Below are 26,074 nucleotides of genomic sequence, written 5' to 3' on the forward strand. Positions count from 1 at the left end.
GCAGCGGTCAACTGTATCAGGAACTTGTGAATAGTCAGGAATAGTCTGAAAGGAGAAATTACGTTTTTATTGAATATGTTAGTAACGAGCTTATTAAAGAGGTGATATCTGTGCTTTTTCATTATCATTATTGGACTCCACACGTGGAAGAAACAGAAAGGTTTTACGTGAATGCAGGCTTTCAGATATATCAGCGTATCGGTAAATACCTGGGGGGATTCCAGAACTTTGATCCTCCCTTAGTATGGGATAACTTTCGGACGAAGAATATTATTTTTCGTATTATCGAAGCAAGAAAAGGGAGCGTAAATATCACATTTGGATATGGAAAGAAGAGTAAATTTGACCATATAGGTTTTTTGGTATCTGAAAAAGAACAAGAGCTTATCTGTCAGAATGCAGATAATATGAATTGGATTGTGGACAAGGGGGAAAGAAGAACGTTTATTACAACCCCTTATTCTTTTAGGATAGAACTCCAAACAAACAAAGAAATAGTAGATTCGGTGACTGATAACCTAAAAATAGAAGAATTAAGATTAGAAACAAGAAAAGAAGGGCTAGAAAATGACTTATCCATTTTGTTCGGTAAGCCTATCAGTTCAATTAAATCGGTGTTTGGTGAAACAGTTACAATTAATGAAGCAGTTATAAAGGACCTCTCTTCGAAGATATTAGTGGACCCTAATGGTGTAAGGATTGTGAATTGAATTTGTTTTTCTAAATGAGGAGAGCTTATGAAATTATATTGGTTATTGGTGTTATGTTTCTTATGCATTTGGATTATGGTATCTGTCTTTTTTCCTGAACCAAGTTGGTGGTCTATTTTTTCATCGGAGCGATCAACGCACACCTCTCTGATGAAACAGCTTTCAATTAATAAAATCTTTTTTATCACGATCATTTGTTTTGGTTTAGCATACCTTTACAGCGTATATTTCAAAGAGGCAGATAAAAATTTTTTATGTGAGTAAGGTCAGCTGCAGGGATGATGCCTGATAAGTCTCTACGTTGGCAATTCTTGAACATTCTGTGAATATGGCGAAAATATAACCTGTTTTTAGTACCAGGTATTATATTTATCACTATTCAATCGCCCTCATTCGCTCAATAATGGAGAAGAAATAAATTGGCGATGAAATGAGGTAGTTCTTTTGAAATTTCCACAATTAAAAATCGGTCATATGACGCCTGAGTTTCCCATCATGCAGGGTGGAATGGGCGTTGGTATTTCGTTAAGCGGCCTGGCATCAGCTGTTGCGAATGCCGGGGGGATTGGAATTATTTCAGGGACAGGAATTAGCATAGAAGAGTTAAGGCTGCATATACGAAAGGCCAGGGCAGCTATCAAGGGTGAGGGCTATATTGGGGTGAATGTTCTATTTGCCATGAATGATTTTGCTGAAAAAATGAAGGCCGCTATAGAGGAAAAGGTGGATTTCATTATTTCAGGTGCAGGAATATCAAGGGATATGTACAATTGGGGCAAAGAATCCGGCACACCGGTGATTTCGATTGTGTCATCTGCAAGGCTTGCCAAAATGTCAGAGCGGCTGGGTGCTTCTGCGGTTGTCGTAGAGGGCAATGAGGCAGGAGGGCATTTAGGGACCGAAAGACCGTTATTCGATATTTTACCGGAAGTGGTGCAAGCTGTTAAGATTCCTGTCATAGCTGCAGGGGGAATCCTGACAGGAAAAGATATTGCGCATGCCATTCGTGTCGGGGCTTCCGGTGTTCAAATGGGAACCAGATTTGTCGCAAGTCACGAATGTGATGCCCCCCTATCCTTCAAGGAAAAATATGTACATGCCAAACAGGAAGATATCGTTATGGTGAAAACCACCGTAGGTTTGGAGGGGCGTGCCATTAAGAATAACTTTACTGAACAAATATCTGACAATAAAAAGGTGAAAATCAAGAAGTGCATCGATTGTCTGAAAAACTGCTCCTACCGCTTTTGTACATTGGATTCTCTGGTCACATCCATGGAGGGGGACTGTGAGAATGGTCTCGTATTTGCGGGGGCAAGAGTCCATGAAATTAACGAAATTTTGCCTGTTCAGACGATCATTCATAATATCAAAAGAGAATATGAAGCTTGTGTTTAATGTCAAGATGGTTCATTGCTTCACGTCCGGCTGCCAATTAGGCGGCTCTTTTTGGATTTAAAAAGGGTGTTTTGAGACTGGAGGAATAATTCATATTAATATAGAATACCTTTTGATGGAATATAGCGGGTGAAGAAATATGGAGAATAAGCGACATAGTTATGATAGAAATTCAAATTCTTTAATCATCGTAATCCACGAAATATATGGAATAAATCAACATATAAAGAGTTTTTGCGAATTATTAATAAAGCAGAATTTTGAAGTGATATGCCCCAATTTACTAGAGCGAGAGATGCCTTTTGATTATTCTCAAGGGGAAGCCGCTTATCGTCACTTTATGGAACATGTCGGTTTCGATATAGCGGCACGTAAAATCAAAGATTTATTATTGGATGTTAAAGATGAATACGAAACAATAGTAATCATTGGATTTAGTATAGGTGCCACTGTTGCCTGGCTATGCAGTGAGGAAGATTGTGTTGATGGAATAGTTGGATATTACGGTTCAAGGATTAGGGACTATTTAGAGCTAACACCCCGGAGTCCTGCCATGCTATTTTTTCCACAGGAAGAGCAGTCTTTTAATGTTGATGAGTTAGTATTGGCTTTGGAAAAAAAGAAAATTAAAGCATATAAATTTACTGGGAAACACGGATTCAGTGATCCTTATTCCTCTAAGTATGATGCAAAATCAGAACAAGAAGCCTTTAGCAAAATGCTGAATTTTTTATTGCATACTGATTGAGGTAGTATGAAGCACTAACGGTGACTGTTATCACCGAGGAATTTTAATAAAAGTTTACAAGCGCGTTCAATATACTTAATACTAAGATGCTAATTTAGATGTAGCGGGGATAGCATGTGTGGCTATCATGGCATTTGGCGCAGGTGGAGCCAAATGCTTTTTTGTTTTATACAGGGAATACTTAACTATTTACAAAAATTATCTTGGGATAATATAATGATTTAGTGTTCTATGCTTAATCTTATTTTAAGAACGGGGGACCCATTATTTACGGCGGAGTTTCCGCACGGGGTGAATCCGAAAGATGGAAGGGCTTACTGTTTCCACAGTCCTAACCCGAAAGCTAACCTCGTCAGCGTTTAAGGAAACATAAGAGAATATGAATCAGGGTGAATTGACAATTGTCGATTTTCTTTTTTTTGAGATCAGCTTTGTTTCCCTTGCCTGAGCAGCACGTTAAAACTAAACAAGAAGGTAGGGTAATTGATGAAAAGAATTAAATTAAGTTTAGCCACTCAAATTTTTATCGGTCTTGTCCTGGGGATTGTGGTTGGCGGTATCTTTTACGGTAATGAAGCAGCGCAAAGTGCCTTACAGCCATTTGGCGATCTGTTCATTCGTTTAATTAAAATGATTGTGGTTCCTATTGTATTATCAACGATAATCGTTGCCATTGCTGGTGTAGGTGATTTAAAATCCGTGGGTAAGCTTGGCGGTAAATCATTGACCTACTTTATCGGCATGACATTGGTTGCCATTGTGGTTGGCTTAATCGCCGGGAATGTATTTCAGCCAGGTGCCGGCCTGAATATGGACAGCCTGCAGCAAAGTGATATCTCAAGCTATGTCGAAACCAATAAAGAGCAGGAAGGCAAGTCGGTAGCGGATACATTCTTGCATATTGTGCCTACTAATCCGGTACAAGCCATGGTTGAAGGCGATATGCTGGCGATTATCTTCTTTGCGGTTGTATTTGGACTCGGAATTGCAGCAATTGGAGATGTCGGAAAGCCAGTTCTGAGGTTTTTTGAAGGTACGGCCAAGGCGATGTTCTATGTAACGAACCTGTTTATGAAGTATGCGCCGATCGGGGTATTTGCCTTAATTGGTGTTACGATTTCCAAGTATGGCTTCGCCTCACTGATTCCATTAGGCAAGCTGGCGCTTACTGTATATGGATCCATGATTTTCTTTGTTCTTGTTGTTCTGGGAGTTATGGCCAAAATTGTCGGGTTCAGCATCTTTAAATTATTGAAGATGATCAAAGAGGAATTGATTTTGGCATTTTCAACAGCAAGCTCGGAAACAGTTCTTCCAAGAATTATGGATAAAATGGAGAAAGCGGGAAGCCCGAAACATATTTCTTCATTCGTTATTCCGACAGGCTACTCTTTTAACCTGGACGGATCTGTTTTATATCAGGCGATTGCCTCTTTATTTATTGCCCAGATGTTTGGGATTGAATTGAGTATCGGACAGCAAATTACACTAATGTTAGTGCTGATGGTTACATCGAAAGGAATGGCGGGTGTACCTGGTGTATCCTTTGTTGTGCTGCTGGCGACATTCAGCACCATTGGATTGCCTGCAGAAGGCCTTGCCTTTATTGCCGGCATCGACCGTATCCTTGACATGGGACGCACAGCGGTTAATGTGGTGGGGAACTCACTGGCGGCGATTGTTATTGCGAAGTGGGAAGGGCAATTTAACCCTCCAGCTGAAGAAAGATTTGAACAACAAGCTTCATAATAATAGATTTGGAAACACTAACAAATGGCATCGTTTGTTAGTGTTTTTTTGTGGAGCCAGATAGTTCAGGTTCAGACACAGGAAGGGAAAATCATCAGGTCTGAGTCCGAAGTTGGTTCAAGTTCAGACACAGGAAGGGAAAACGTCGGGTCTGAGTCCGAAGTTGGTGCAGGTTTGGACACAGGAAGGGGAAATCATCGGGTCTGAGTCCGAAGTTGGTGCAGGTTCGGACACAGTAAGGGGAAAACGTCGGGTCTGAGTCCGAAGTTGGTTCAAGTTCAGACACAGAAAGGGGAAAACGTCGGGTTTGAGTCGGAAGTAGGTGCAGGTTCAGACACAGGAAGGGAAAATCATCAGGTCTGAGTCCGAAGTTGGTGCAGGTTCGGACACAGGAAGGGGAAATCATCAGGCTTGAGTCCGAAGCCAGTTTCAGGAAGGTTAACCCGGCGCCTGCTTTTATCATCTGCCCTTTAGGGTCATAATTATATTATAATGAAGAAAAAAGGAGGTACTCATATGACACTGGGAAGTAAGGCGCTGTCACCAGAACAGCGGGATGAATTGCTGCAAACATTGAAGGCCCGTTTTGAGAAGAATACGCACAGGCATGAAGGGCTGTTATGGGCAGATGTACAAGCTAAGCTTGAGGCTAATCCTGAGAAATTATGGTCGCTGAATGAAATGGAAGAAACGGCCGGCGAACCGGATGTTGCCGGGTATGATGAAGAGACGGGCGAATACATATTTTATGATTGTGCAGCAGAAAGTCCTAAGGGCCGCAGAAGTTTTTGCTACGATCGTGAAGCGCTGGAGGCAAGGAAAAAACATAAGCCGGAAAACAGTGTGATGGATATGGCAGCTGCCATGGGCGTTGAGCTTTTAACGGAAGAGCAATACCGGGAGCTCCAGGAGCTTGAAGCTTTTGATAAGAAAACATCGAGCTGGGTGCAGACACCCCCTCATATCAGAAAACTTGGCGGGGCTCTCTTCTGTGACCGCCGCTACGACACGGTCTTTGTGTATCACAATGGAGCTGATTCCTACTATGCTGCAAGGGGGTTCCGCGGCTCGCTGAGAGTTTAGGTTCAGGGAGACTCGGATTGTATGAGCGTAAGAAGGATTCGGCGGGTTTTTTGCTAAAACATAGTTTAAAAGGTATACCAGCAGGCGCGTTAGTAAAGGAACGCGTCTCTTTTTATTTACAAAAAGATTGTCTGGCGGCCGGATATTGATGAAAATAACCTACACTCCATTTATCAGGAATAATATCTCCAATCCAGGTTAATTTATGAATGAGAATTATTAATCAATTCGGTACATAGTCAAAATGGGATGATGGAAGGAGGTTGTTTACTTGATATTAACCAATCCGCTAAGTGTTTCTGAAATAGGGACTATATGGCAGACTTACCAGGAAAAAACATTGATAATGAGATTTTTGGAATACTTTATCGAAAAGTCAGATGAACAGGAGGCTAGGAATATTTTAGGAGGGTTATGGCAGGAACTGAACTTTTATGTGAAAGAGATGGAAGAACTTTTCTCCGATCAAGGAATGGTTAAGCCTGAGGGGTTTACTTCAGCTGACGTTAATTTAGAAGCCCCTAAATTATACGATAATGGTTTTGATATCATGTTTCTTCGTGTATTAAAGGAAGTTAGCATGGGGCTTTACACCCTGAATATGAATATGACATACAATAAGAAGGTTTTATCCATTTATGAGGGGCTCACGACTGTAACACAGAAAATCTATAAGCTTTCGACCTTTTATCTGCTGGAAAAAGGAATACTAGCGCTGCCACCAAAAGTGACGATGCCCAAAAATATAGAGTATATCCAGTCAAAAAAGTATAAGGACGGTTTTAGGCTGACAGGAGATAAAAGGGCATTAAATGACCTTGAAATCGGAATTCTGCATCACAATATGGAGGCAAACAATATCGGGATGCAGCTTATTACGGGTTTTGCGCAATGCGCTCAAAACAAAGAGGCCAAAAAATACTTTTTAAAAGGAAAAGAACTTGCCAAGAAACAAATAAAAATGATGGAAGAAATCCTCCTAGAGGGTGATGTTCAATTTTCCGCAACCTCCGGGGCTACGGTAACCACATCGACAGTACCTCCGTTTTCCGACAAACTTATGATGCATTGCATTTACATACTCAATGGGTTTAGCCTTGTAGGATCCGGTACAGGTGCATTCTTTAGCTTGAGAAATGATATAGCGATGAAATCCATGATACTGGCGAAGGATATTTACTTCTATGCCCAAGAGGGAATTAAAATCAAGATTAAAAACGGCTGGTTTGAGGAGCCCCCGCAAATGGAGGACCGTCCGGGACTCATAAGAGAATAAAAACTCCTGCTCAGTCTAACACTAACATTAGTGTCCAGAACACTAAATTTCAGTGTGGGGGGTATTTGTACATGCTTTTCAACTTATTCTCTGCTTTAATCACTTTGGTTATTAAAGTGTCATTCTTTTTTGAAAAGATGGGTGCCAGATTTGACAGGCTGATCAGGACACCATCTTTTTCACATGTATAAGTTGTTGGCGGGCAGATTACATTTCCACATTGTTAACAAAGGTAAGCACTCCAATTTGTGCTTGCCTTTTAGTTTGTTTCATAAATGATTTTTCCTGTCCGGGCTGTATCATAATCGCTTAATGACCTTATGAATTATAAAAAGGCAGGAACAAGGATTTTTTTTAGATGGGGAAGATTATATTCGCCAGTGTCCCTATAAGTAGTTATAATTAATTATTACTAGATATAACTATTCAGAGAAGGAGATACTTAATGAAAAAGAAATCCCTGTTATTTTTTTCATCAATGGTCCTTTTTTTATTATTGGCTGGATGTCAGTCTAAAAATACAGGAGAAGAGCAGCGGGATGCAGCCGGAGAGAGTGTGGAACTGACTATTTCAGCAGCGGCAAGCCTGCAGGACGCCTTAACGGAGATCGAAGCAAGGTTCGAAAAAGAACATCCAAATGTGCTGATCAACTTTAACTTTGGAGCTTCAGGCTCTCTTCAGCAGCAAATCTCCCAGGGAGCACCCGCTGATCTTTTCTTTTCAGCTGCTGAGGATAAATTTGATAAACTGGTAAATGACGGACTGATTGAAGAAAAGAATGGAATTGATTTAGTTGGGAATGAGCTTGTTTTAGTGGTGCCGAAGAAGTCAGCATTGAAAATCAAATCGTTTCCTGATCTCACTAACGCAGATAAATTGTCCATCGGCACACCGGAGTCGGTTCCTGCCGGGAAATATGCGAAGGAATCATTAGAAAAAATGGATATCTGGGACAACATAGAAGAAAAAGTGGTGTATGCCAAAGATGTCCGCCAGGTCCTTACATATGTTGAGACAAATAATGTGGATGCCGGAATTGTTTATAAAACGGATGCGTTAATATCTGAAAAGGTCAACATTGTGGACACGGCAGAGGAGAATACTCATGGTCCTATTATTTATCCTTTGGGTATGATTAAAGATACAAATCATCCATCGGAAGCTAAGCTGTTCTATGATTATCTTCAAAATGAAAAATCTATGGGTATTTTTGAAGAGTATGGATTTAAAGGATTGAAATAATTATATGGCTACTGATTTTTGGTCACCAGTCCTATTATCTGCTGAAGTTGCAGCTGTCTCAGGAGTATTGGCAATCATTCTTGGCGTTATCATAGGGAAAGGTATGGCGAATAAAAGATTTAAAGGGAAAGCCATTGCAGAGACCGCTTTTCTTTTGCCATTAGTATTACCGCCATCTGTTGTAGGGTTTTTGCTGATTGTCATTTTTGGAAGAAACAGTTTTGCAGGCCAATTCATTGAGTTTATTTTTAAACAGCCAGTAATGTTTACATGGTGGGCCGCTGTTATCGCTTCGACGGTTGTTGCATTTCCTCTGATGTATCAGTCTGCCAAGACAGGCTTTGAAGCGATTGATCGTGACATTGAAAATGCGGCTCGTGTAGATGGGGCGAATGATATTCAATTATTTATGAATATCACGATCCCTCTTTCATACAAGGCCATTATTTCAGGCGGCATCCTTAGCTTTGCAAGAGCCCTGGGGGAGTTCGGAGCTACTTTAATGTTTGCCGGTAATATTCCGGGAAAAACACAAACGATTCCAACAGCTATTTATGTAGCCATTGATTCAGGCAATATGGAGATGGCCTGGTTATGGGTAGCGTGTATGATCGGAATATCATTTATCATGTTAGTTTTTGTTCAGCTGATAAAAACATAAGAAGACATCCTTTCGCGGGATGTCTATTTTTCTTGCAGGAAGTCGGTGAAAACGTCACGATAAAAAAAGCTGCCAAAATGGCAGCTTGAGCAAACTCTCGAAGGAATCACCCTTCAATAATCTTCTCCCATGTAACATTGAAAGCCAGCCTCCAAATAGTTACGAGACCAATGCTGCATATCCCCAAATACAGATAGATTCCATATGGCAAGAAAGTGCTCGCGAAATGCAGGCCTGCAAGTAATGCTACAAACAGCATCAATCCAAAGATAATGGCACTATTTCCGTTTTGGTTGTATTCATCGAACGATTCCGAAAAGGGCAGAGCTTTCTTTAAAACCATAAAACAAATGACCGCGTATAGACAGGCGCTGATAAATACGGCGATAAGGTCCGGAAGAATTCCTGCCCCGAACAGGAAAAGGAAGAGTGCACTTAGAATAAAGTAGACCGGCAGATATAATTTAATAATAAATGCCTTGATGGTACCGCTGAACACCGGCTTTAATGATTTGAGAGGGGCAACCCGGTAAATAAAGGCCCCTTTATATTTTCCTGAATACTTTAGAAGAATCATGATGGTCGGAATAATGATCAAGCTAAAGTAAATCGTTATATAGGACTTGCTGTCTGATAGCTGTGCAAAATCTTCACGGAGAGTATTTATGATAAAAATAAACGGAATCACGATGGAAAAACCAAGTGATGGATAGGCCTTCAGTTTAAAGTCCCGTTCATTTTTCATCATCCTGCCTGCAAAGCGGAAAAAGGCTCTCTCCTCCGGTGAGCGGCAAATGATGGTAAGAAGGATTTGCCCCGCTTTACTCCGCTTCGCTTCTTTGGCTTTTCCGTGATAAGCAAGCTTTTGCAGGCTTTGCTCGAAGGTGCCGGTAAATTTCATATAAATCCAGATGGACAGGATCGGAATTAGGAGTGATAATGCTGAAAAAAGGATATAAACCGGATCGAAAGCCCCCTTCAACAGCATTTCCATATTTGCGCCATACCACATTGGGAAAATGAATACCTGCCACCACTTAGGCTGAAAAGAGACCGTTAAGTCAATGAACTCAAAAGACCGTATAAGCAATTGATACCCAACCATGATCATCAGGGACAGCCCGATTTGAACATAGTTGATGATATCTTTCAATTTTTCCCCATCAAAGAATCGCAATATTGATAAATAGATCAATGCGGTTAGACCAACAACCAATAAATCAATCAGGATAATGTTTATGGCAGCAAGGAGGAAAAATAATGGCCCATTTTTGATTAGTCCCACTATCAAAGGGATACCCGCAAGCGCAATGGTAAGGAAAGAAAGATAAATCGTAACATGCATCATTTTTGCCGTGCTGATTGTTTTTCGGCTGACTGGCTTTGGAAACAGGATGTTGCGATCCCGTATATCCAATAAAACCGAAGAGAAATCGGAAATCATGGAGGTCATCACAAAAAAGGTGAAAATCCCATAAAATAGACTCATCTGGAAAAGGTAATTGTCCCCCATAAGAACAAATGGAATCAAGAACAGACCGAACAATACGTAAACCCATAAAGATTTAATGTACTGATTATTCTTTTCTTTGTTTTCTTTTTTTGCATTCTGCGAGAAAATGGTGGGCACGCGCCTTCCATCCATCGTAAGCTTTACCTGCAGGAGTCTCCTCATAACCTTGTAATCTACGTCAAAGCTATTAAAAACCCGCTCAAAACGATCCAATAGTTTAAGAGTGCGATAGTCCTGCATCCCTACATCTCCCTTACAGCCGAAACAAACCGGGCACCAATTTCCTTATGTTCACTGAATCCTGTAAGCTGGTTAAAGATCTGTTCGAGTGAACCTTCCGTATTTTGCTGCCTTAGTTCGTCAAAGGTGCCGTCTGCTGCGATTCTCCCGTCATGCAGGAGAATAATGCGGCTGCTTATTTTTTCAACCACATCCATGATATGTGAAGAATAAAAAATCGTTTTTCCCTGTTCGGCAAGCTGTGCCATGATTTCTTTGAATATTATGACACTATTTGCATCCAGGCCATTGATGGGTTCATCGAAAAAGAGAAGTTCCGGATCATGTAGCAGGCTCGAGATAATGAGAAGCTTTTGGCGCATTCCTTTTGAAAAAGAAGCGATTCGGGAATGATAGACTTCCCCTATGCCGAATAGCTCCATCAGGCTTTTTGCCTTATTACTGGCAAGGTCGGAATCAAGACCATACAATTCGCCAACAAAGGTTAAGTATTCCTGGCCGGTCAAGTTATCATACACTTCAGCAATTTCCGGCACATATCCGATTTTTCTCTTATACTCGATATCTCCATCCGAAATATCCTGGCCAAAGATGTTGACCTGTCCTGAATAGTCATCTTCAATGCCAAGCATGATCTTGACAGTGGTGCTTTTCCCAGCGCCGTTCGGGCCGATATATCCGATGATTTCTTTGCGTTTCACCCCAAAAGAGACACCGTTGAGCACTGACTTCGGACCATAGCTCTTTCTCAAATTATTAATTTCTAATATAACGTCCTCCATCATCTAACTCCTCATTTCTAAAATATTCCATTAATTACATTGTAACATTAGGGCTGCTGTTTGCTAAAGAGGATTTTGGGTTTGTTCTTCCAATTGAGATGGAATAATTAGGTTGTTAATTGGATGACTATTTAAGATAATTAAATTAGACTTTAAAAAATTTAGGGTGGCTAATAATGAATATTTACCAAGTTGAGGATTTACCGAAAGATAAAATAATAGAATTTTTTAAGCTGCATTGGGGGAGCCCGGAAATGGTAATTTCCAGTGGGGTTTATGATTGCAGTGCATTAGATGGGTTTGCTGTTCTAAATGAAGAGTACAAAATCATTGGTCTAATTACTTACATAATTAAAAATACGGAATGTGAAATTATATCTTTAGATAGTACGGAAGAAGGTAAGGGGATAGGTACATCGTTAGTGGAGGAAGTCGAAAATCTTGCTAAAAAGAAAAATTGCAGGATCGTGAAGCTAATAACAACAAATGATAATTTATTAGCATTGAAGTTTTATCAGAAACGAGGGTTTATCCTGTCTCAAATTATTCTTAATGCGGTTGAGGAAGCAAGGAAGGTGAAACCTGAGATACCCTTAATTGGAAATGAGGGTATTCCGATTAGAGATGAAATTGTATTGATGAAGGTATTGAACTAATGGGGCTTATGTACAAAATTAGCTGCTAATATAGCAGCTTTTTCTTTTTAAACAGAGGAGTTGAAAGGGTACAATTCATAAATCGTAATGATTACTATTTACAAATCGTAATCATTACGATAAAATGTTCCCTAAGTAAAGGGGGAATAAAAATGTTAAAAAGATTCGCAGGTTTACTTAGTTTATTTATAGTCATCTTCACGCTGGCTGCATGTGGAGGAAAAGCTGCAAACAGCAGTGAAAGTGATGGGGAACCAAAAGGATCCAGCAAAGAGTTAAAGATATATACAACTGTATATCCGTTACAGTATTTTGCTGAACAAATTGCAGGAGATCAAGCTTCTGTGGAGTCTATTCTGCCATCGGGATCAGACTCGCATACATATGAACCAACCACCGGCGATATGATAAAAATATCTGAATCCGATGCTTTTATTTATAATGGGGCAGGCTTAGAATCATACGCAAACAAAATCTCGGAAACTATTCAATCTAATGACGTTAAGATACTTGAAGCATCTAAAGGAATTAACTTGGAAAAGCATGTACATGACCATGAAGGAGAGGATGGCGGCCATGAGCATGAAGAAGAGAGCAGTCATGAGGATGAACATGCTGGACATAATCATGGGGATCAGGATCCTCACGTTTGGCTGGATCCTATTCGTTCTATTCAGCAGGCAGAGCATATAAAAGATTTATTAGTTGAATTAAAACCTGAGCAAGAAGAGATTTTCAACCAAAACTTTGAGAAGCTGAAAGGAAAGCTGGAAAACTTAGCCCAGGACTTTCGTACACAACTTGGAAATTTGCCTGAAAATAAAATTATTGTTTCTCATGCTGCTTATGGCTATTGGGAGAAATCCTATGGGATCGAGCAAATCGCAGTATCCGGCTTGAGCCCTGCTAATGAGCCCTCACATAAAGAGGTGCAAAACATCATTAAGACTGCTGAAAAGCATGGATTGAAGCATGTATTTTTTGAACAGAATATAACTCCGAAAGTGGCAGACATAGTCAGGAAGGAAATTGATGCAGAGGCTTTACGTATACACAATTTATCGGTTTTAACAGAAGAAGATATAAAGAATAATGAGGACTACTTTACGCTCATGCAGCACAACTTAGCGGAACTGACAAAAGCATTATCGGAACCTTCAGCCGAGGGAGACTCTGAGACAAATGAGCAGGGTGAACACGATCATGGCCATACTCATTCACATAATGAAGAAACAGCAAAAATTTATGAAGGATATTTTGAAAACAGTCAAGTGAAGGATCGATCCTTATCCGACTGGGAAGGTGACTGGCAGTCAGTATACCCATTTCTTCAAGATGGCACCCTTGACGAAGTATTTGCACATAAAGCAGAACATGGGGGTGAGATGACAGCTAAAGAATATAAGGAATATTATGATGAAGGATACCAAACAAATGTTGAACGAATTCAGATACAGGGGAATAAGGTAACGTTTGTCAAAAACGGAGAAGAATATACCGGGGAGTATATCTACGATGGATATGAAATTCTGACATATGATGCGGGAAATAGAGGGGTTAGATATGTATTTAAGCTAGAAGCAAAAGCTGAAGGTCTTCCTCAATATATTCAGTTTAGTGATCATAGTATCTATCCGACAGAAGCTAGTCACTACCACCTTTATTGGGGTGACGACCGGGAAAAATTGCTGGATGAAGTTACCCATTGGCCTACGTACTATCCATCTGACATGTATGGCCATGACATTGCCAATGAAATGATGGAGCACTAAGCCAGTGTGGCATCCCCTTCAGAACACCAATCAATGAAATTTTTAATCTCTTTAATAGGCATTCCGGTGGCTTTCAGGCATTCAATCACTTTTAGATCACTAAGATCGGATTCTTTAAATAAACGGTTTCCACTGGGGGTCCGTTCTACAAAGGGCATCAGACCCTCCATATCGTAGTAGCGTAGGGTTGGGGAAAATTCAGTGGTTGCGGCAGGAGCTGATGTCACTAGGGAGCTTCCTGAAAATACTGTTGCTGCAGGAGTTCTCCTGGGAAAGTTGTGGTTCAAGGGTTATTAACGGCCACTTTGCCGACCAAAATAGGCGGTGATGCAAATGTGCTGGCCCGTACGATGAACTTTGAGTTTTTGAAACCAGTTTTTACAGGAGATACAATTCTCTGCGAAGTAACGATCGATAGATATGAAGAGAAAGATCAATGGCTATTGCCGCCTCTTTCGTTTGTACGAACCAGAATGGGAAACATGTACTAAGAGGAAATTTTGCCGGTGTGATTTTATCTTAAATGGTACTTAAATTGAGCAGCTGCCGAGTAAGGCAGCTTTTCCAGTTACATGAAAAGCAGTAGCATGATTTCAACAAGCTGTACAAGCTGCGGGTCGGGCAGCTCCTGCTCGTGTGGGAGGAGATTAATAAAAAAAAGAGAGCCGAGCCCAATCGATTGGCCAAGCACGGCTCAGCTGCCGGTAATACATTGACAGCGGGAAAACTCTAACACAAATGAGGGGATAACTTATTTATCCTGTGCAAGTTCTTTTCTATTGGGAGCAAGAGGAGGCTGTTCTAACCACTTGTTCCTCACCATAATACCGAACCATTTTCGGGTGATTCCCAATGATTTCAGGATTGCTTTTTCATAAGCTAAGGCCAGGTCTGTCCGCATGGATCCGGCTAGGCCTGTCCCGTAATATACTTGTGCAGTTTGAACCAGGAAACCCATATGATACAGCATTAATTTATCGGAAAATGGAGATTCCTTTGATGTGGTAATCTCTGATTCCAATGAAGTTGGGACTGGCAAGTTATCCTTGTGCAATATTTTTGAAAGAGCCTGCAGGTTTTCATCGGCGGCTTTTTCCAGCTCCTCAAAAAACTTCCTAATCTCTTTCGACTCTGTGACTTGGCTAAACCCGATGGAAATTGCTTTTGCCATAATCCCCTTTTTAATGTTAAGGGAGATACTGATTATTTCTGTAGAAGATAAACGTCTCCCTTTTCCGAAAAATCCATCCGTAAAATCTGTTGCAGTAATAATTTCAGGGCTTTCGGAGGGATAAAAATAGGGATCTCTCTGAAAAACTCCTTTTTTCAGGAGCAGCTCAATGGTTAAATCGTACATATTTTTTGCATCATCTACACATGAGTTGTAAAACTCCCGTATGTCCTCTCTGACCGAAACACTTAAAGCGGTTGTATGACCTAACAAACCATGGATAGTCATAATATGTAAATAATTCAGGCAGAATATGTCTGAAAACAATCTCCCTGCACCTTTATTGAGGTCGGACTCCGAAAAACCAATTGGAATTGGAAATCCATCCTTCTCAATGAAGGAAACAAGCTGTTTCTTTTGCTTTTCCCCTGTCTTAATAGCTATTTCAAAAACTTGTTTTATTTCTGCATCTTCTATAATTGAAATCATATACCTATTTACGATTTCGGTCATTGTTCCGTTTACATATTCCCCCCATAATGTTCCTATTTCGGAAGATGTAAGCTTTAAATTTTCATTTTCCAATTGTTCTCACCTCTTCCGTATTTTTTACCAATATAGAATGATGTATGCAGTTCTTTGGCTTAAACCTCTTAGACTTGTTCTCGGTGCTTACTGCCAAGATTGAAACGGCACCTTTAATAGGCAACTTGGAGATTGCTTGTGTTGACAAGTAACCGGATGGTTGCTTATAATCATAATATGAATTGGGACAAAGACGCGATATTCAAAGCACTTAGTGATTCGACCCGGCGGCTTATATTGGACGAGTTGTCTGAGCGCAAAGAGATGACGCTGTATGAACTGACGGCCCGTCTCATTATGAAGCACGACCTTTCCATTTCGCGGCAGGCAATAGCTAAGCATCTTTCTGTATTGGAGGATGCACAGCTCATTAGATCCGAACGAAAGGGAAAATATCGGGTAATTATTTTTAATAACCAGCCACTTAAGAATCTGCTGGAAGGATGGCTGGAGTAACTTACTAAAAGCGGAATAGGGATTCATACAGAGGTACGTGCCGGCTTTGCTGGAAGCCCGTTACAATTATCAAAGGAGGCAAATACATGTTGAAAGTTATTGTTACCAGTATCTTCGTCCAGGATCAGGATAAGGCATTGAAATTCTATACAGAAACGCTGGGGTTTGTTAAAAAGCATGATATTCCAGTCGGAGAACACAGGTGGATCGCCCTTGTTTCTCCCGAAGATCAAGACGGTACGGAGCTTTTGCTCGAGCCGAATGTACATCCGGCGGCCAAAGAATATCAAAAGAAGATTTTTGCAGAGGGAATTCCAGCCACAATGTTTGGTGTTGCTGATGTTCACGCAGAGTATAAGCGATTAATAAACCACGGAGTGAAGTTTACTATGGAACCGACAGTAATGGGTGATGTCACATTGGCTGTATTCGATGATACGTGCGGGAATCTTATTCAAATAGCGCAGAGATAGCTTTATAAGGAAAAAGAAATTTTTTCATATAAATAAGGCTTTGGTGGAATGAAGTGTTATCTGAATGATGAGGCAATCTCTTGATTTAATTTGCTGTTGATGACACAAAATACAAGAAATGCACATGGATATTTGGAAATAGCTCAAATTGCTGAAGATAAAGGTCTTCAGCTTCTTCATATAAAATTGGGTAATATATACGCAGACAGATTAGAACACATTATTGCAATATAATGGATGATAGAGGGACGAACGTTGTGATTCTGTTTGCTACACTCGAATAATGTCATTTCCTCCCGAATTCTTTTATATCAAAAGAAATTGGGGAGGATTTTTTAATGTTAATGAGATTTAGAAACATGCTGATGGCCCTCGTGGCAGTGGTTCTCATGCTGGCTGTCCCTTCGTTTACAGAAGCGGCGCTTGGGGATCGGACACTTGCCAATGGATCATCAGGGTCAGATGTGGCCGAATTGCAGGATTACCTGATCACAAAAGGGGTATTCCCATACCATACTTCGACAGGATACTATGGTTCTATCACGGTGGAAGCCGTCAAGGATTTTCAGCGTAAGCGCAATCTGAAGGCTGATGGGATTGCCGGACCGCAAACGAATCACGCACTAAAAGTGCTGCGATATGGGGACATTGGAAAGCAGGTCATCCAAATTCAATATCAATTAAAACAAACAGGTCACTACAAATCTAATTTAGATGGTATTTATGGAAATGGTACAGTGAGTGCTCTTAAGAGCTTTCAAAAACAGCAAGGCTTGACGGCGGACGGAATTGCCGGTCCTCAGACGAGAGCTGCACTTGATCGAAAGGCGAAGCGCGGCACAGCGGCAGGTAAAACATTGACTGTGGAAAGCACAGCATATACAGCGAGTTGTGAGGGCTGTTCAGGTGTGACAAGGATGGGTCTGGATTTAAAAAAGTACCCTGATGCGAAAGTGATTGCAGTCGATCCAAGTGTGATTCCGCTAGGCTCCATCGTGAAAGTAGAAGGCTATGGAACTGCAATAGCAGCGGACATAGGCGGCGGTATAAATGGAAGTTCAATCGATGTGTTCATTCCTAACCAGGGCGATGCCCTTCAGTGGGGGAGAAAAAGCGTACGTGTGGAAATAATCGAATAGGTATGGGCTGTCCCGCACTCATAATAGTGCGGGACAGCTTTTTTTTTAGAAAACTCTAAAGAAAAAATTCCTTATCATACCTATTAAATTTGCAGAGTTTATGGATTTCAATAGATTGTAATACTTTTTGGAAGTTTATTTGGTTAAGTGAAGTACGCATCATCGATAAAGAACAGAATAAGGTCATTGATACAATTGAAGTAAAAGGAGTGCCGAATGGGATAAGCATTACAAAATAAATGTTCGATATGGAAAAGGCGAAAGTGAAAAGATGCAAAACCGGGTTCCATTCAATCAGCAAATCCTGGAAACGACTATGGGCATAGAAGCACAGCGTGAAACCGATGTGCGGTCAGGTAGAAAATAGGGGTTCCGCGAGTGTTGTAGCAACAAGATCCTGATGCGCATCAGGATCTTGTTGTTTTTTACATAGATTTATATGCTTAATCTGAATAAAAACATTTCATTTGACGAATCTAGTATTTTCATGGCAAAAGAATGTTGACGAAATGAAGGATGATAGGTAGAATAAACTTAGTGATAATAATTCTCATTTTCAAATACATATATAAAGGTGGAAACAAAACATGAACTTATCAAAATTACTAAAGCCTTTTATTGCAACAACAGCTTTAACTCTGGCTCTTGCCGGGTGCGGGGGAGAAGGCACATCAGAAGGTGACAAAGAAAAAGACACCGCTTCCAAAAAGGAAGAGCAGGTGGTCAATGTCTATACTGCCAGACATTATGAAGCAGATGAACAAGTATACAAAGATTTCACAGAAGATACAGGCATTAAGGTCAATGTTGTTAAAGGGGAAGCGGAAGAGCTGATTGAGCGCCTGAAGCGTGAAGGAGAAAGCACGGAAGCCGACTTATTTATTACAGTTGATGGCGGTGTCCTTGCACACGCGAAAGATAATGATATTCTTCAGCCGGTTGAATCCGATGTGATCAGCGAAAATGTACCTGAAAGCCTGCGCGATAAGGAAAACAAGTGGATTGGAATGGCGACCAGAGCACGTGTTATCGTGTATTCGAAGGATAGAGTTTCCCCGGATCAATTATCAACTTATGAAGATTTAACAAGTGATAAGTGGAAGGGCAAAGTGCTTGCGCGTTCTTCAACAAGCCTTTACAACCAGTCTTTGCTTGCATCTTTCATTGAATTGAATGGTGAAAAAGCGGCTGAAGAATGGTCTGAAGGCATTGTGAAAAACTTCGCGCGCCAGCCGGATGGCGGTGACCGTGACCAGGCGAAGGCTATTGCAGCCGGTATTGGTGATGTAGGGATTATGAATACGTACTATGTAGGATTGCTTGCCAATTCATCAGACCCTGAAGAAGTGAAAGTGGCAGAAGGTCTGGGTGTATTCTTCCCTAACCAGGAAACAAACGGCACACATGTAAACATTAGCGGAATTGGATTAACGAAGCACAGCAAAAACCCTGAAAATGCAACGAAACTAATCGAATACATGACTGGAAAAGAAGCTCAGGAATATTTATCAGCGAACAACTATGAGTTCCCGGTTAACCCTGACGCAGAAAAGCCTGAAATCCTGAAGTCATGGGGCGACTTTAAAATGCAGGAGCTTGACTTTGATACTTTAGGAAAGCATAACCAAAAAGCGATTGAAATCTTTAATAAAACAGGCTGGAAATAATAATGAATACGGAATCTGTTAAACATTTTTTTCGAAAAGATTTTAACGGATGGTGGCTGGTAAGCTTGATTGGGGCGGCAATAATTTTGCTGCCCATCTTGTTTATCTTTTTTTCTATTTTCCAGGAACCGAATGAAAACTGGTTTCAGATTAGGGAATATCTATTAAAAACTTATGCTGCCAATTCGGTTATTCTCGTAGTGCTGACAGGGCTATTTACAGCCATATTAGGGGTGAGCCTGGCCTGGCTCGTTGCCGCATACGATTTTCCGCTGAGGCGTTTTTTTAGCTGGGGGCTTATTCTCCCGCTGGCCATTCCTCCCTATATCGCTGCTTACACCTATCGGACGATGTTAAGCTATACAGGGGTCGTACAGGTTACATTAAGGAACAAATTCGATTATCAGATCAATCCGGAATGGCTGTCAATCTCCTCACTGAGAGGGGCCGTATTTATATTTACGATCTTTCTTTTTCCGTATGTATACATTATCTGCAGAGCATTTCTTGAAAACCAGAGCTCTTCTTTTCTTGAAAATGCAAGGCTGCTGGGAAGAAAGCCTTTTTCGATTTTTGTAAGAATTGTCCTCCCGCTCTCCAGGCCGGCAATCGTGGCCGGCGCTGTGCTTGTCATTTATGAAGTCTTAAGTGATTACGGAGTAACAAGCTATTTTGGCATCCATACGATTACGACAGCCATCTTCCAGACATGGTTTGGCATGTATGATGCAGATTCAGCCATGAGGCTGGCGGCGTGGCTAATGGTCATTATCGTTGGATTATTTTTTATAGAAAAATTACTCAGGCAGGGGAGACGCTATAATATCAGCAGCAAATCAAGACCCCTGGTCCGCAAAAAGTTAAAGGGGCTTCAGGCAGCAGCGGTGTTCAGCTATTGTTCGGCCATCTTCCTGCTCGGGTTCTTTATACCCGTGGTGCAGCTGCTGGCATGGACCAGGCTGACCTTCGCAAAGGTATGGAACGATACGTTCTATACGCTATTAAACCAGACTGTTTTTGTTGGGATGATCTCCACGGCACTGATTCTTTTATTTGCTGTGATTATCGCCAATGTAACGAGGTCGCATTCGAACGGGGCCTATGTTTTATCCAAGCTTGCCACAGCCGGCTACTCGATTCCCGGGGCGATCATTGCGATTGGCATCCTTGCGTTATTTATAGAACTTGATTCTTTGCTTGCGCCATTTTATGCTTATATGGGATGGGGAAAAGCTCCCCTTATCTTAAGTTTATCTCTGGCTATGCTCGTGATTGGTTATACCATCCGCTTTATGGCAACAGGCTATAATGCTGTTGAAATCGGGTTTGAGAAAATCGGGCCGAAATATACAGAAGCATCCAGAATGCTCGGATTCGGCGTCACTAAGACCTTTTTTAAGGTGGATTTGCCGCTGATCAAGGGCGCTTTATTCAGCGGGTTTATATTAACATTTGTAGAGATTATTAAGGAACTGCCTTTGGCTTTGCTGCTCAGGCCGTTTAACTTTGATACCCTTGCCACGAAGACCTATCAATACGCAAAAGATGAGATGATTCATGAAGCAGCCATTCCGTCTCTCATGATTATCCTCATAAGTGTTTTATCTGTAGCGGTGTTCCAAATGATTGATAAGAAGGTGAAGAAATGAACATCCTTACCATTCAAAATCTGACATTTTCATTTCCAAAAGCCCGTGTTCCTGTAATTGAGAATTTTTCTTTTAGAGTGGACGAGGGGGAAATCGTTGGCATACTCGGACAGAGCGGCAGCGGTAAAAGCACGCTGCTCAGATTGATTTCCGGGCTTGAAATTCCGAGGTCGGGAAGCATTGAAATCGCAGGGACAGAAGCAGCCGGAGAGAAGACGTTCGTACAGCCGGAAGACCGCGGGGTGGGCATGGTATTCCAGGATTACGCCCTTTTCCCTCATATGTCAGTAAAAGATAATCTATTATTCGGTTTGTCGCGTCTGCCGCGAAAAGAAAGATATCCTCGTGTCAGGGAGATGCTTGAGCTTGTCCAGATGACAGAGTTTGAGAAACGATATCCGCATGAGCTGAGCGGCGGTCAGCAGCAGCGGATTGCTCTGGCAAGGGCTTTGGCTCCCAAGCCTAAGCTGCTGCTGATGGATGAGCCATTCAGCAATTTGGATGCAAATTTAAAGGGATCCATCAGGGATGAACTTCTGATGATACTGAAAAAGGCAAACATGACTTGTATCATGGTGACGCATGATAAGGAAGATGTGGAAGCCATTTGCGGCCGAAGCATTGTATTTGGAAAAGCGGAAGGAACACCATGTGAAGCTCCTGGAAAGGAAAGTAGACTTACATTTGTAAGGTAGCTTTTTTAAGGCTCGCTAAAGTAGCGGGCCTTTTTGCTGTTCTGTCAGCCACTTTATTTTGGAAGCTTTCATAAATTGTTCATATTTATTTGCTATAGTACTTTGGTATAGTTAGAGATGAAGAAAGAATAAGGATGTGAAAACGATGAAGATCAAATTGGTTCTCGCTGCTTCACTGATTTCCATGGCATTGGCTGGCTGTGGACAAGCAGACTCCAAAGAAGATGCTGCTTCAGAGACTGAAGACATCAAAGCATTAGTGAACGATTACAGCGTTGGAAACATAAAGGCCGGATCTGCCTCCATTACCTCGGAACAGCTGATCGTTAAAGAAGCGGACGGAGAGGAATTATCCTATGATCTGCCGAAAGAAGAATTTTTCGTGTCGATTGCGCCTTACGCTAATGAAACCCACCCTTGAACGAATCATAGCTTGACAGGTTGTCAAGGTGAACTGGCTGAAAAAGAGTTTGATGTATATATTGAGGATTCGGAAGGCAATGTGATTTTGGATGATACGATCAAAACTCAGGCTAATGGTTTTTTCGATCTATGGCTTCCAAGAGACAAAACCTATCAAATAAAGATTAAGCATGATGGAAAAGCATCAGAATCAGAAATTTCCACTTTTGAGGATGACGCTACCTGCATTACCACGATGCAATTAACATAAAAGGATCTGCTGCAGGGGAATACCTGCTATCGGGCTGCCATTGGGCGGCTCTTTTTTTGAGAAATTGTATTCCTTTTTCTGGTTATTACGTATAATAATATTCAAATGTATATTTGAATGTAATGCGGGGAGCGATGGCCATGAAAAAATATGAATCTGTCATTATTGGCGGTGGTCAAGCCGGATTAGCAATGGGATATTTTTTAAAAAAAGAGAAGCTATCCTTTGTGATAATAGAAAAAAACGGCAACGTGGGGGACTCCTGGAGACAAAGATACAACTCCCTTGTTTTATTTACTCCGCGCCAATATAGCAGTCTGCCCGGATTGCAAATGATAGGTCCATCAGAGGATTTTCCGACGAAGGATGACATGGCAGATTATCTGAATGACTATGTGAAGCATTTTGATCTTCCGGTCATGCTGAATACGAACGTCACTCAGTTGAATAAGCTGCCAGATGGTTCGTTTATTATAGAGACTACTAGCGGTATCATTAAAGCTCAACAAGTTATCATCGCAGCTGGTGCATTTCAAAAACCTTATATACCTCCTCTTAGTAAAGATGGAACAGGTGCTCTCCAGCTTCACTCTTCGGAATATCGATCACCGGAAGAAGTGCCAGGTGGTGAAGTATTGATTGTGGGCGGCGGCAATTCAGGTGCGCAGCTTGCTGTGGAGTTAGCCAAAGACCGGAAAGTCACAATAGCTGTTGGCCATCGCATGAAATTTTTGCCCTTAACAATACTCGGGAAAAGCATTTTCTATTGGCTGGAGAAACTCGGGCTGCTGTTTGCGGGGACAGATACGATCAAAGGCAGCTGGTTTCAGAAACAGAAGGACCCGATTTTTGGAAAAGAGCTGAAAACACTCATTCAAAATAAAAAGGTTGATGTAAAGCCTAAAGCTGTACAGGTCAGCGATAAAGAAGTCCTTTTTGAAGATGGGACTCAGAGGAATTTCGAAAGTATTATCTGGTCTACTGGCTTTATTCCCTCATACGATTGGATTCGTATAGAGGGTGTGGTCTCTGTCGAAGGAAAACCAATACATAAAAGGGGGGTGACCCAAATTAAGGGACTCTATTTTATAGGTCTGCCCTGGCAATATCAGCGGGGATCCGCTTTGATTTGTGGAGTGGGGAAAGATGCAGAATATTTGCTTGGTGTAGTGCTTTCTAATAGAACATAGAATGATTAAGTCAGATAAACTATAATAAATTGAAGAGAGGACTGCGCCTAACATGGAAAACGTATCAAATGCAGTTAAATTGGAATCCATCAAATCCTTTCAATCGACAATCGGTAAACTCGAAAAGGCTCTCGCACAGATGACTGAGAAAGGTGTTAATACTACCCTGGTAGAAAAGCGGCACAAAGCATGCTGCATCGGCTTAGCTGTCCTGGAGAATGTTTGGGATCAGAAGCCCCATTCTTATACCGGAGAGGACTTAGCCGAAGCCCGCAAAGTTCTTAGTGGTTTAATGCCTTCAATAGAGAGCGCTTATGCCAAGTTAAAAGAGGGAAGCCCCCAGAAGACACTTTTGGAAAGAAGAATAAAAGCGTTAGAGCTGGCTGGGGAAGCGCTTAAGGATTTTTATGAAAGGAATAGCACTAAAGGTGTTGAATAGTTTATTAAAAGTAAGAGATAAGAGGGTGTTAAAATGCATAAGTGGCTTGGTTCGGCGGGAGTTTGCATTAGAGGGGATAAGGTCCTCATGGTATTGCAGGGGACAGCAGATGAACCAAAACGCTGGTCTGTTCCTTCAGGCGGTTTGGAAGAAGGAGAAACGTTTGAAGAATGCTGTATCAGGGAGGTAAGGGAAGAAACAGGGTTTGAGGTGAAGGTTATACGGCCTATTTTCAATAAAATGAGTTGCAGCGGGGAAGTAAGATATTTTGAAGTGGAGATTATTGGAGGAAAAGCAGCCATTCAGGATCCTGATCAATTAATTTATGACATTGACTGGAAGAGTATCGAGGAATTAAGAACCTTAGAGTTATCGTTTCCCGAAGATCGAGACTTTTTGACTGACTATATCAGCAGAAATCTGATTAGGGCAGAGGAAGAACTGATTTAAAGAGGCAGTCAGTCTTGGTGCAGCTTGGTATTGGGGAAAATAAATCTTATTTAAAATATTTTGAGCAATGAGGTTAAATTCCTAAGGAGTAGGGTGGCGGTAAATACGAATAGTTTATAAAATGAATATGCGATTCATAATATACGTGATTAGACTAGGATTGGGGGAATTATCTTGGCAGCAGGTAAAAGTTTAAGGATTTGTGAAAAGGGACATAAATTTTACAAAACTAGTGAGTGTAAAAGCTGCCCTGCCTGTGATAAAGAGAATAAACCAAAAAGCGGCTTCCTTTCAAATCTCAGTGCCCCTGCAAGGAATGCATTGGTATTCGAAGGAATAGACACTTTGGAAAAACTATCAAATTACACAGAAAAAGAAATATTAAAACTTCATGGTATTGGACCAGCTTCCCTGCCTATTATGAGAACCTCCTTAGAAGAAGAAGGGCTATCATTTAAAAAATAAATCGCTGGCTCTTATTTTACAGCGGGTAAGAAAGCTCATTATTCTATGGAACCCAAAAGTTATGGAGTGAAATGAATAGCAGGCTGCAACATTAAGGCCGGAAAAAATATGACAGCCGGACCCTCTTGTTAAAATTCCAGACTGCCATATTTTTGTTTAAGTATTTAAAAATGGAAAGAGTAACACACAAAACCTTCTGCTTCTTTAAATCCTTCTTGCACATACAATGATTTTGCTTGCTCATTTTCTCCATTTACAGATAAATATATTTGTTTGTATGACTGGTCTAATCCAAACTGCATAGCTTTCCGCAGAAGCATTCTTCCTAACCCTTTACCTTGGTACTCTGGAATCAAGGCAAGAGACCCGATATTCATTGTCTGAATATCATTATATTCATCGTCGGAACATTTCACCACTCCAACCGGCCTTTCATAATGGTAGAGTATCATGGCCCCGCCATCAAGATAGTCATCAGAAGCCATCATTTTCTTTACTTGGTCCGGGCTCATTGGTGTTTCGCTCCCTTTAAGCTTAGCGAAACCAGTGTTTCGGACCATACACCAGATTTCTTCGTCCTTCCCTGATTCATAATTTTTGATTTCATAGTTTTCCGGAAGATTTACTGACGCAACCGGTGAATGATCTCGTAAAAGGATAAACGAGTACCGTTCTGCTGAAAATTGTAATTGTGATAGTTTACTTTGCAGCTTCTTATTATCAAGTGGTATAAATATAAAATATTTATCGTAGCCTTCTTTATACTTCAACAATTGGTTCATTAAGCCTTTATAAACATCAATATCTTCAATCTCAGAGTGGAAAATGCGGAATCTTGATTTCCGCCCGCGTTTCGCATATTCATCCATAATCAAGGAAGCGACTGCTTTTACTTTCCCATTTTCATCAATTGCTAAATAGGCTGGGTTCTCTTCAGTATTCTGAAATTGTTTTAATTCATCCTCATATAAAAAGGAAGAATCAACTGCTCCTTTATGAATCCTGCAGTAATTTAAAAAATCTTCTACTCTTCCATTTGATAAGCGCTCAATTTTCATTTACACATACCTCCCCATAAATAAAATAATACACATGAACGAAAGAAAATGAATAGGTATACAGCAGCACGATTAGTAGACTTTACTTAAAATAAGTGCCTTAAGCTTTAAAGTCGGTGGGGGACCAGACATC

General features: G+C 41.0%; 25 protein-coding genes, 2 pseudogenes and 1 riboswitch. Of the genes and pseudogenes, 22 read left to right on the forward strand and 5 right to left on the reverse strand.

Translation table 11 applies throughout. The features are described from left to right. Positions 1–110: 110 nt before the first annotated feature. The 8 genes from ACTHRG_RS13085 (at position 111) to modB (ending at position 8,868) form a co-directional block, all read left to right on the forward strand. Entirely contained in the window at positions 111–710 is a 600-nt protein-coding gene (locus ACTHRG_RS13085; protein WP_440231288.1) for a hypothetical protein, read from the forward strand. Positions 711–1,184: 474 nt separating this feature from the next. After that, on the forward strand, positions 1,185–2,108 hold the full coding sequence (locus tag ACTHRG_RS13090) for a nitronate monooxygenase (protein WP_217695241.1): 924 nt from the start codon (positions 1,185–1,187) through the stop codon (positions 2,106–2,108). A 139-nt stretch (positions 2,109–2,247) separates the two neighbouring features. Beyond that, entirely contained in the window at positions 2,248–2,856 is a 609-nt protein-coding gene (locus tag ACTHRG_RS13095) for a dienelactone hydrolase family protein (protein WP_076259933.1), read from the forward strand. Between the two features lie 222 nt (positions 2,857–3,078). Further along, positions 3,079–3,229, forward strand: a riboswitch (cyclic di-AMP (ydaO/yuaA leader). 113 nt (positions 3,230–3,342) lie between these two features. Beyond that, positions 3,343–4,605 carry a cation:dicarboxylate symporter family transporter gene (locus ACTHRG_RS13100; RefSeq protein WP_048009638.1) on the forward strand — a complete coding sequence of 421 codons (1,263 nt, stop codon included), beginning with the start codon at positions 3,343–3,345 and terminating at the stop codon, positions 4,603–4,605. 516 nt (positions 4,606–5,121) lie between these two features. Next, positions 5,122–5,688, forward strand: a complete 567-nt coding sequence (locus ACTHRG_RS13105) for a DUF4256 domain-containing protein (RefSeq protein WP_076259928.1) — start codon at positions 5,122–5,124, stop codon at positions 5,686–5,688. A gap of 271 nt (positions 5,689–5,959) precedes the next feature. Then, a complete protein-coding gene (locus ACTHRG_RS13110) occupies positions 5,960–6,964 on the forward strand; it encodes a DUF3231 family protein (RefSeq protein ID WP_076259926.1) in 1,005 nt (334 codons plus the stop codon). A gap of 445 nt (positions 6,965–7,409) precedes the next feature. Continuing rightward, positions 7,410–8,207 (forward strand): molybdate ABC transporter substrate-binding protein, encoded by a 798-nt coding sequence (gene modA, locus ACTHRG_RS13115; RefSeq protein ID WP_076259924.1) that lies wholly within the window; start codon positions 7,410–7,412, stop codon positions 8,205–8,207. Between the two features lie 4 nt (positions 8,208–8,211). Continuing rightward, complete coding sequence (gene modB, locus ACTHRG_RS13120; protein ID WP_048009629.1) at positions 8,212–8,868, forward strand: molybdate ABC transporter permease subunit; 657 nt, start codon at positions 8,212–8,214, stop codon at positions 8,866–8,868. Positions 8,869–8,974: 106 nt separating this feature from the next. Here the strand turns inward: modB and ACTHRG_RS13125 are convergent, their stop codons facing one another. Continuing rightward, positions 8,975–10,621 (reverse strand): hypothetical protein, encoded by a 1,647-nt coding sequence (locus ACTHRG_RS13125; protein WP_440231290.1) that lies wholly within the window; start codon positions 10,619–10,621, stop codon positions 8,975–8,977. Positions 10,622–10,623: 2 nt separating this feature from the next. After that, positions 10,624–11,403 (reverse strand): ABC transporter ATP-binding protein, encoded by a 780-nt coding sequence (locus ACTHRG_RS13130; protein ID WP_440231320.1) that lies wholly within the window; start codon positions 11,401–11,403, stop codon positions 10,624–10,626. Positions 11,404–11,579: 176 nt separating this feature from the next. Between ACTHRG_RS13130 and ACTHRG_RS13135 the strand changes: the two genes are divergently transcribed. Continuing rightward, a complete protein-coding gene (locus ACTHRG_RS13135; protein WP_440231291.1) occupies positions 11,580–12,059 on the forward strand; it encodes a GNAT family N-acetyltransferase in 480 nt (159 codons plus the stop codon). A gap of 152 nt (positions 12,060–12,211) precedes the next feature. Beyond that, a complete protein-coding gene (locus ACTHRG_RS13140) occupies positions 12,212–13,831 on the forward strand; it encodes a metal ABC transporter solute-binding protein, Zn/Mn family (protein ID WP_440231292.1) in 1,620 nt (539 codons plus the stop codon). A gap of 2 nt (positions 13,832–13,833) precedes the next feature. Here the strand turns inward: ACTHRG_RS13140 and ACTHRG_RS13145 are convergent. Further along, a pseudogene (locus ACTHRG_RS13145) lies at positions 13,834–14,058 on the reverse strand (MerR family transcriptional regulator); the annotation flags it as partial. A 42-nt stretch (positions 14,059–14,100) separates the two neighbouring features. Here ACTHRG_RS13145 and ACTHRG_RS13150 point away from each other — a divergent pair. Beyond that, positions 14,101–14,354, forward strand: a pseudogene (locus tag ACTHRG_RS13150) (FAS1-like dehydratase domain-containing protein); the annotation flags it as partial. 228 nt (positions 14,355–14,582) lie between these two features. Here the strand turns inward: ACTHRG_RS13150 and ACTHRG_RS13155 are convergent. Further along, positions 14,583–15,587, reverse strand: a complete 1,005-nt coding sequence (locus ACTHRG_RS13155; protein ID WP_440231293.1) for a DUF3231 family protein — start codon at positions 15,585–15,587, stop codon at positions 14,583–14,585. A 177-nt stretch (positions 15,588–15,764) separates the two neighbouring features. Between ACTHRG_RS13155 and ACTHRG_RS13160 the strand changes: the two genes are divergently transcribed. From ACTHRG_RS13160 to ACTHRG_RS13210, 11 genes are all read left to right on the forward strand, one after another. Next, positions 15,765–16,043, forward strand: a complete 279-nt coding sequence (locus tag ACTHRG_RS13160; RefSeq protein WP_440231322.1) for an ArsR/SmtB family transcription factor — start codon at positions 15,765–15,767, stop codon at positions 16,041–16,043. An 89-nt stretch (positions 16,044–16,132) separates the two neighbouring features. Then, positions 16,133–16,516, forward strand: a complete 384-nt coding sequence (locus ACTHRG_RS13165; protein WP_440231324.1) for a VOC family protein — start codon at positions 16,133–16,135, stop codon at positions 16,514–16,516. Positions 16,517–16,854: 338 nt separating this feature from the next. After that, the gene (locus tag ACTHRG_RS13170; RefSeq protein ID WP_440231295.1) at positions 16,855–17,655 is read left to right on the forward strand and encodes a peptidoglycan-binding protein; all 801 of its coding nucleotides are present in this window, start codon (positions 16,855–16,857) and stop codon (positions 17,653–17,655) included. 587 nt (positions 17,656–18,242) lie between these two features. Then, positions 18,243–19,322 (forward strand): Fe(3+) ABC transporter substrate-binding protein, encoded by a 1,080-nt coding sequence (locus ACTHRG_RS13175; protein WP_440231296.1) that lies wholly within the window; start codon positions 18,243–18,245, stop codon positions 19,320–19,322. A gap of 2 nt (positions 19,323–19,324) precedes the next feature. Further along, entirely contained in the window at positions 19,325–20,971 is a 1,647-nt protein-coding gene (locus ACTHRG_RS13180; protein ID WP_440231297.1) for an ABC transporter permease, read from the forward strand. Continuing rightward, positions 20,968–21,666: an ABC transporter ATP-binding protein gene (locus ACTHRG_RS13185; protein WP_440231299.1), complete on the forward strand. Its 699-nt coding sequence runs from the start codon at positions 20,968–20,970 to the stop codon at positions 21,664–21,666. The genes ACTHRG_RS13180 and ACTHRG_RS13185 overlap by 4 nt, the downstream gene beginning before the upstream one ends. A gap of 145 nt (positions 21,667–21,811) precedes the next feature. After that, positions 21,812–22,339 carry a CueP family metal-binding protein gene (locus ACTHRG_RS13190; protein WP_440231300.1) on the forward strand — a complete coding sequence of 176 codons (528 nt, stop codon included), beginning with the start codon at positions 21,812–21,814 and terminating at the stop codon, positions 22,337–22,339. A gap of 140 nt (positions 22,340–22,479) precedes the next feature. Further along, the gene (locus ACTHRG_RS13195; protein WP_440231301.1) at positions 22,480–23,529 is read left to right on the forward strand and encodes a flavin-containing monooxygenase; all 1,050 of its coding nucleotides are present in this window, start codon (positions 22,480–22,482) and stop codon (positions 23,527–23,529) included. A gap of 52 nt (positions 23,530–23,581) precedes the next feature. After that, positions 23,582–23,968 carry a hypothetical protein gene (locus ACTHRG_RS13200; RefSeq protein ID WP_440231302.1) on the forward strand — a complete coding sequence of 129 codons (387 nt, stop codon included), beginning with the start codon at positions 23,582–23,584 and terminating at the stop codon, positions 23,966–23,968. A 33-nt stretch (positions 23,969–24,001) separates the two neighbouring features. Further along, positions 24,002–24,418 carry an NUDIX domain-containing protein gene (locus ACTHRG_RS13205; RefSeq protein WP_440231304.1) on the forward strand — a complete coding sequence of 139 codons (417 nt, stop codon included), beginning with the start codon at positions 24,002–24,004 and terminating at the stop codon, positions 24,416–24,418. Positions 24,419–24,592: 174 nt separating this feature from the next. Then, complete coding sequence (locus ACTHRG_RS13210) at positions 24,593–24,883, forward strand: RNA polymerase alpha subunit C-terminal domain-containing protein (protein WP_076259869.1); 291 nt, start codon at positions 24,593–24,595, stop codon at positions 24,881–24,883. 164 nt (positions 24,884–25,047) lie between these two features. Here the strand turns inward: ACTHRG_RS13210 and ACTHRG_RS13215 are convergent, their stop codons facing one another. Continuing rightward, positions 25,048–25,941, reverse strand: a complete 894-nt coding sequence (locus ACTHRG_RS13215) for a GNAT family N-acetyltransferase (RefSeq protein WP_440231305.1) — start codon at positions 25,939–25,941, stop codon at positions 25,048–25,050. Positions 25,942–26,074: the final 133 nt, after the last annotated feature.

It is taken from the genome of Cytobacillus sp. SAFR-174 (genome assembly GCF_051964675.1).
Classification (GTDB): Bacteria; Bacillota; Bacilli; order Bacillales; family Cytobacillaceae; genus Cytobacillus.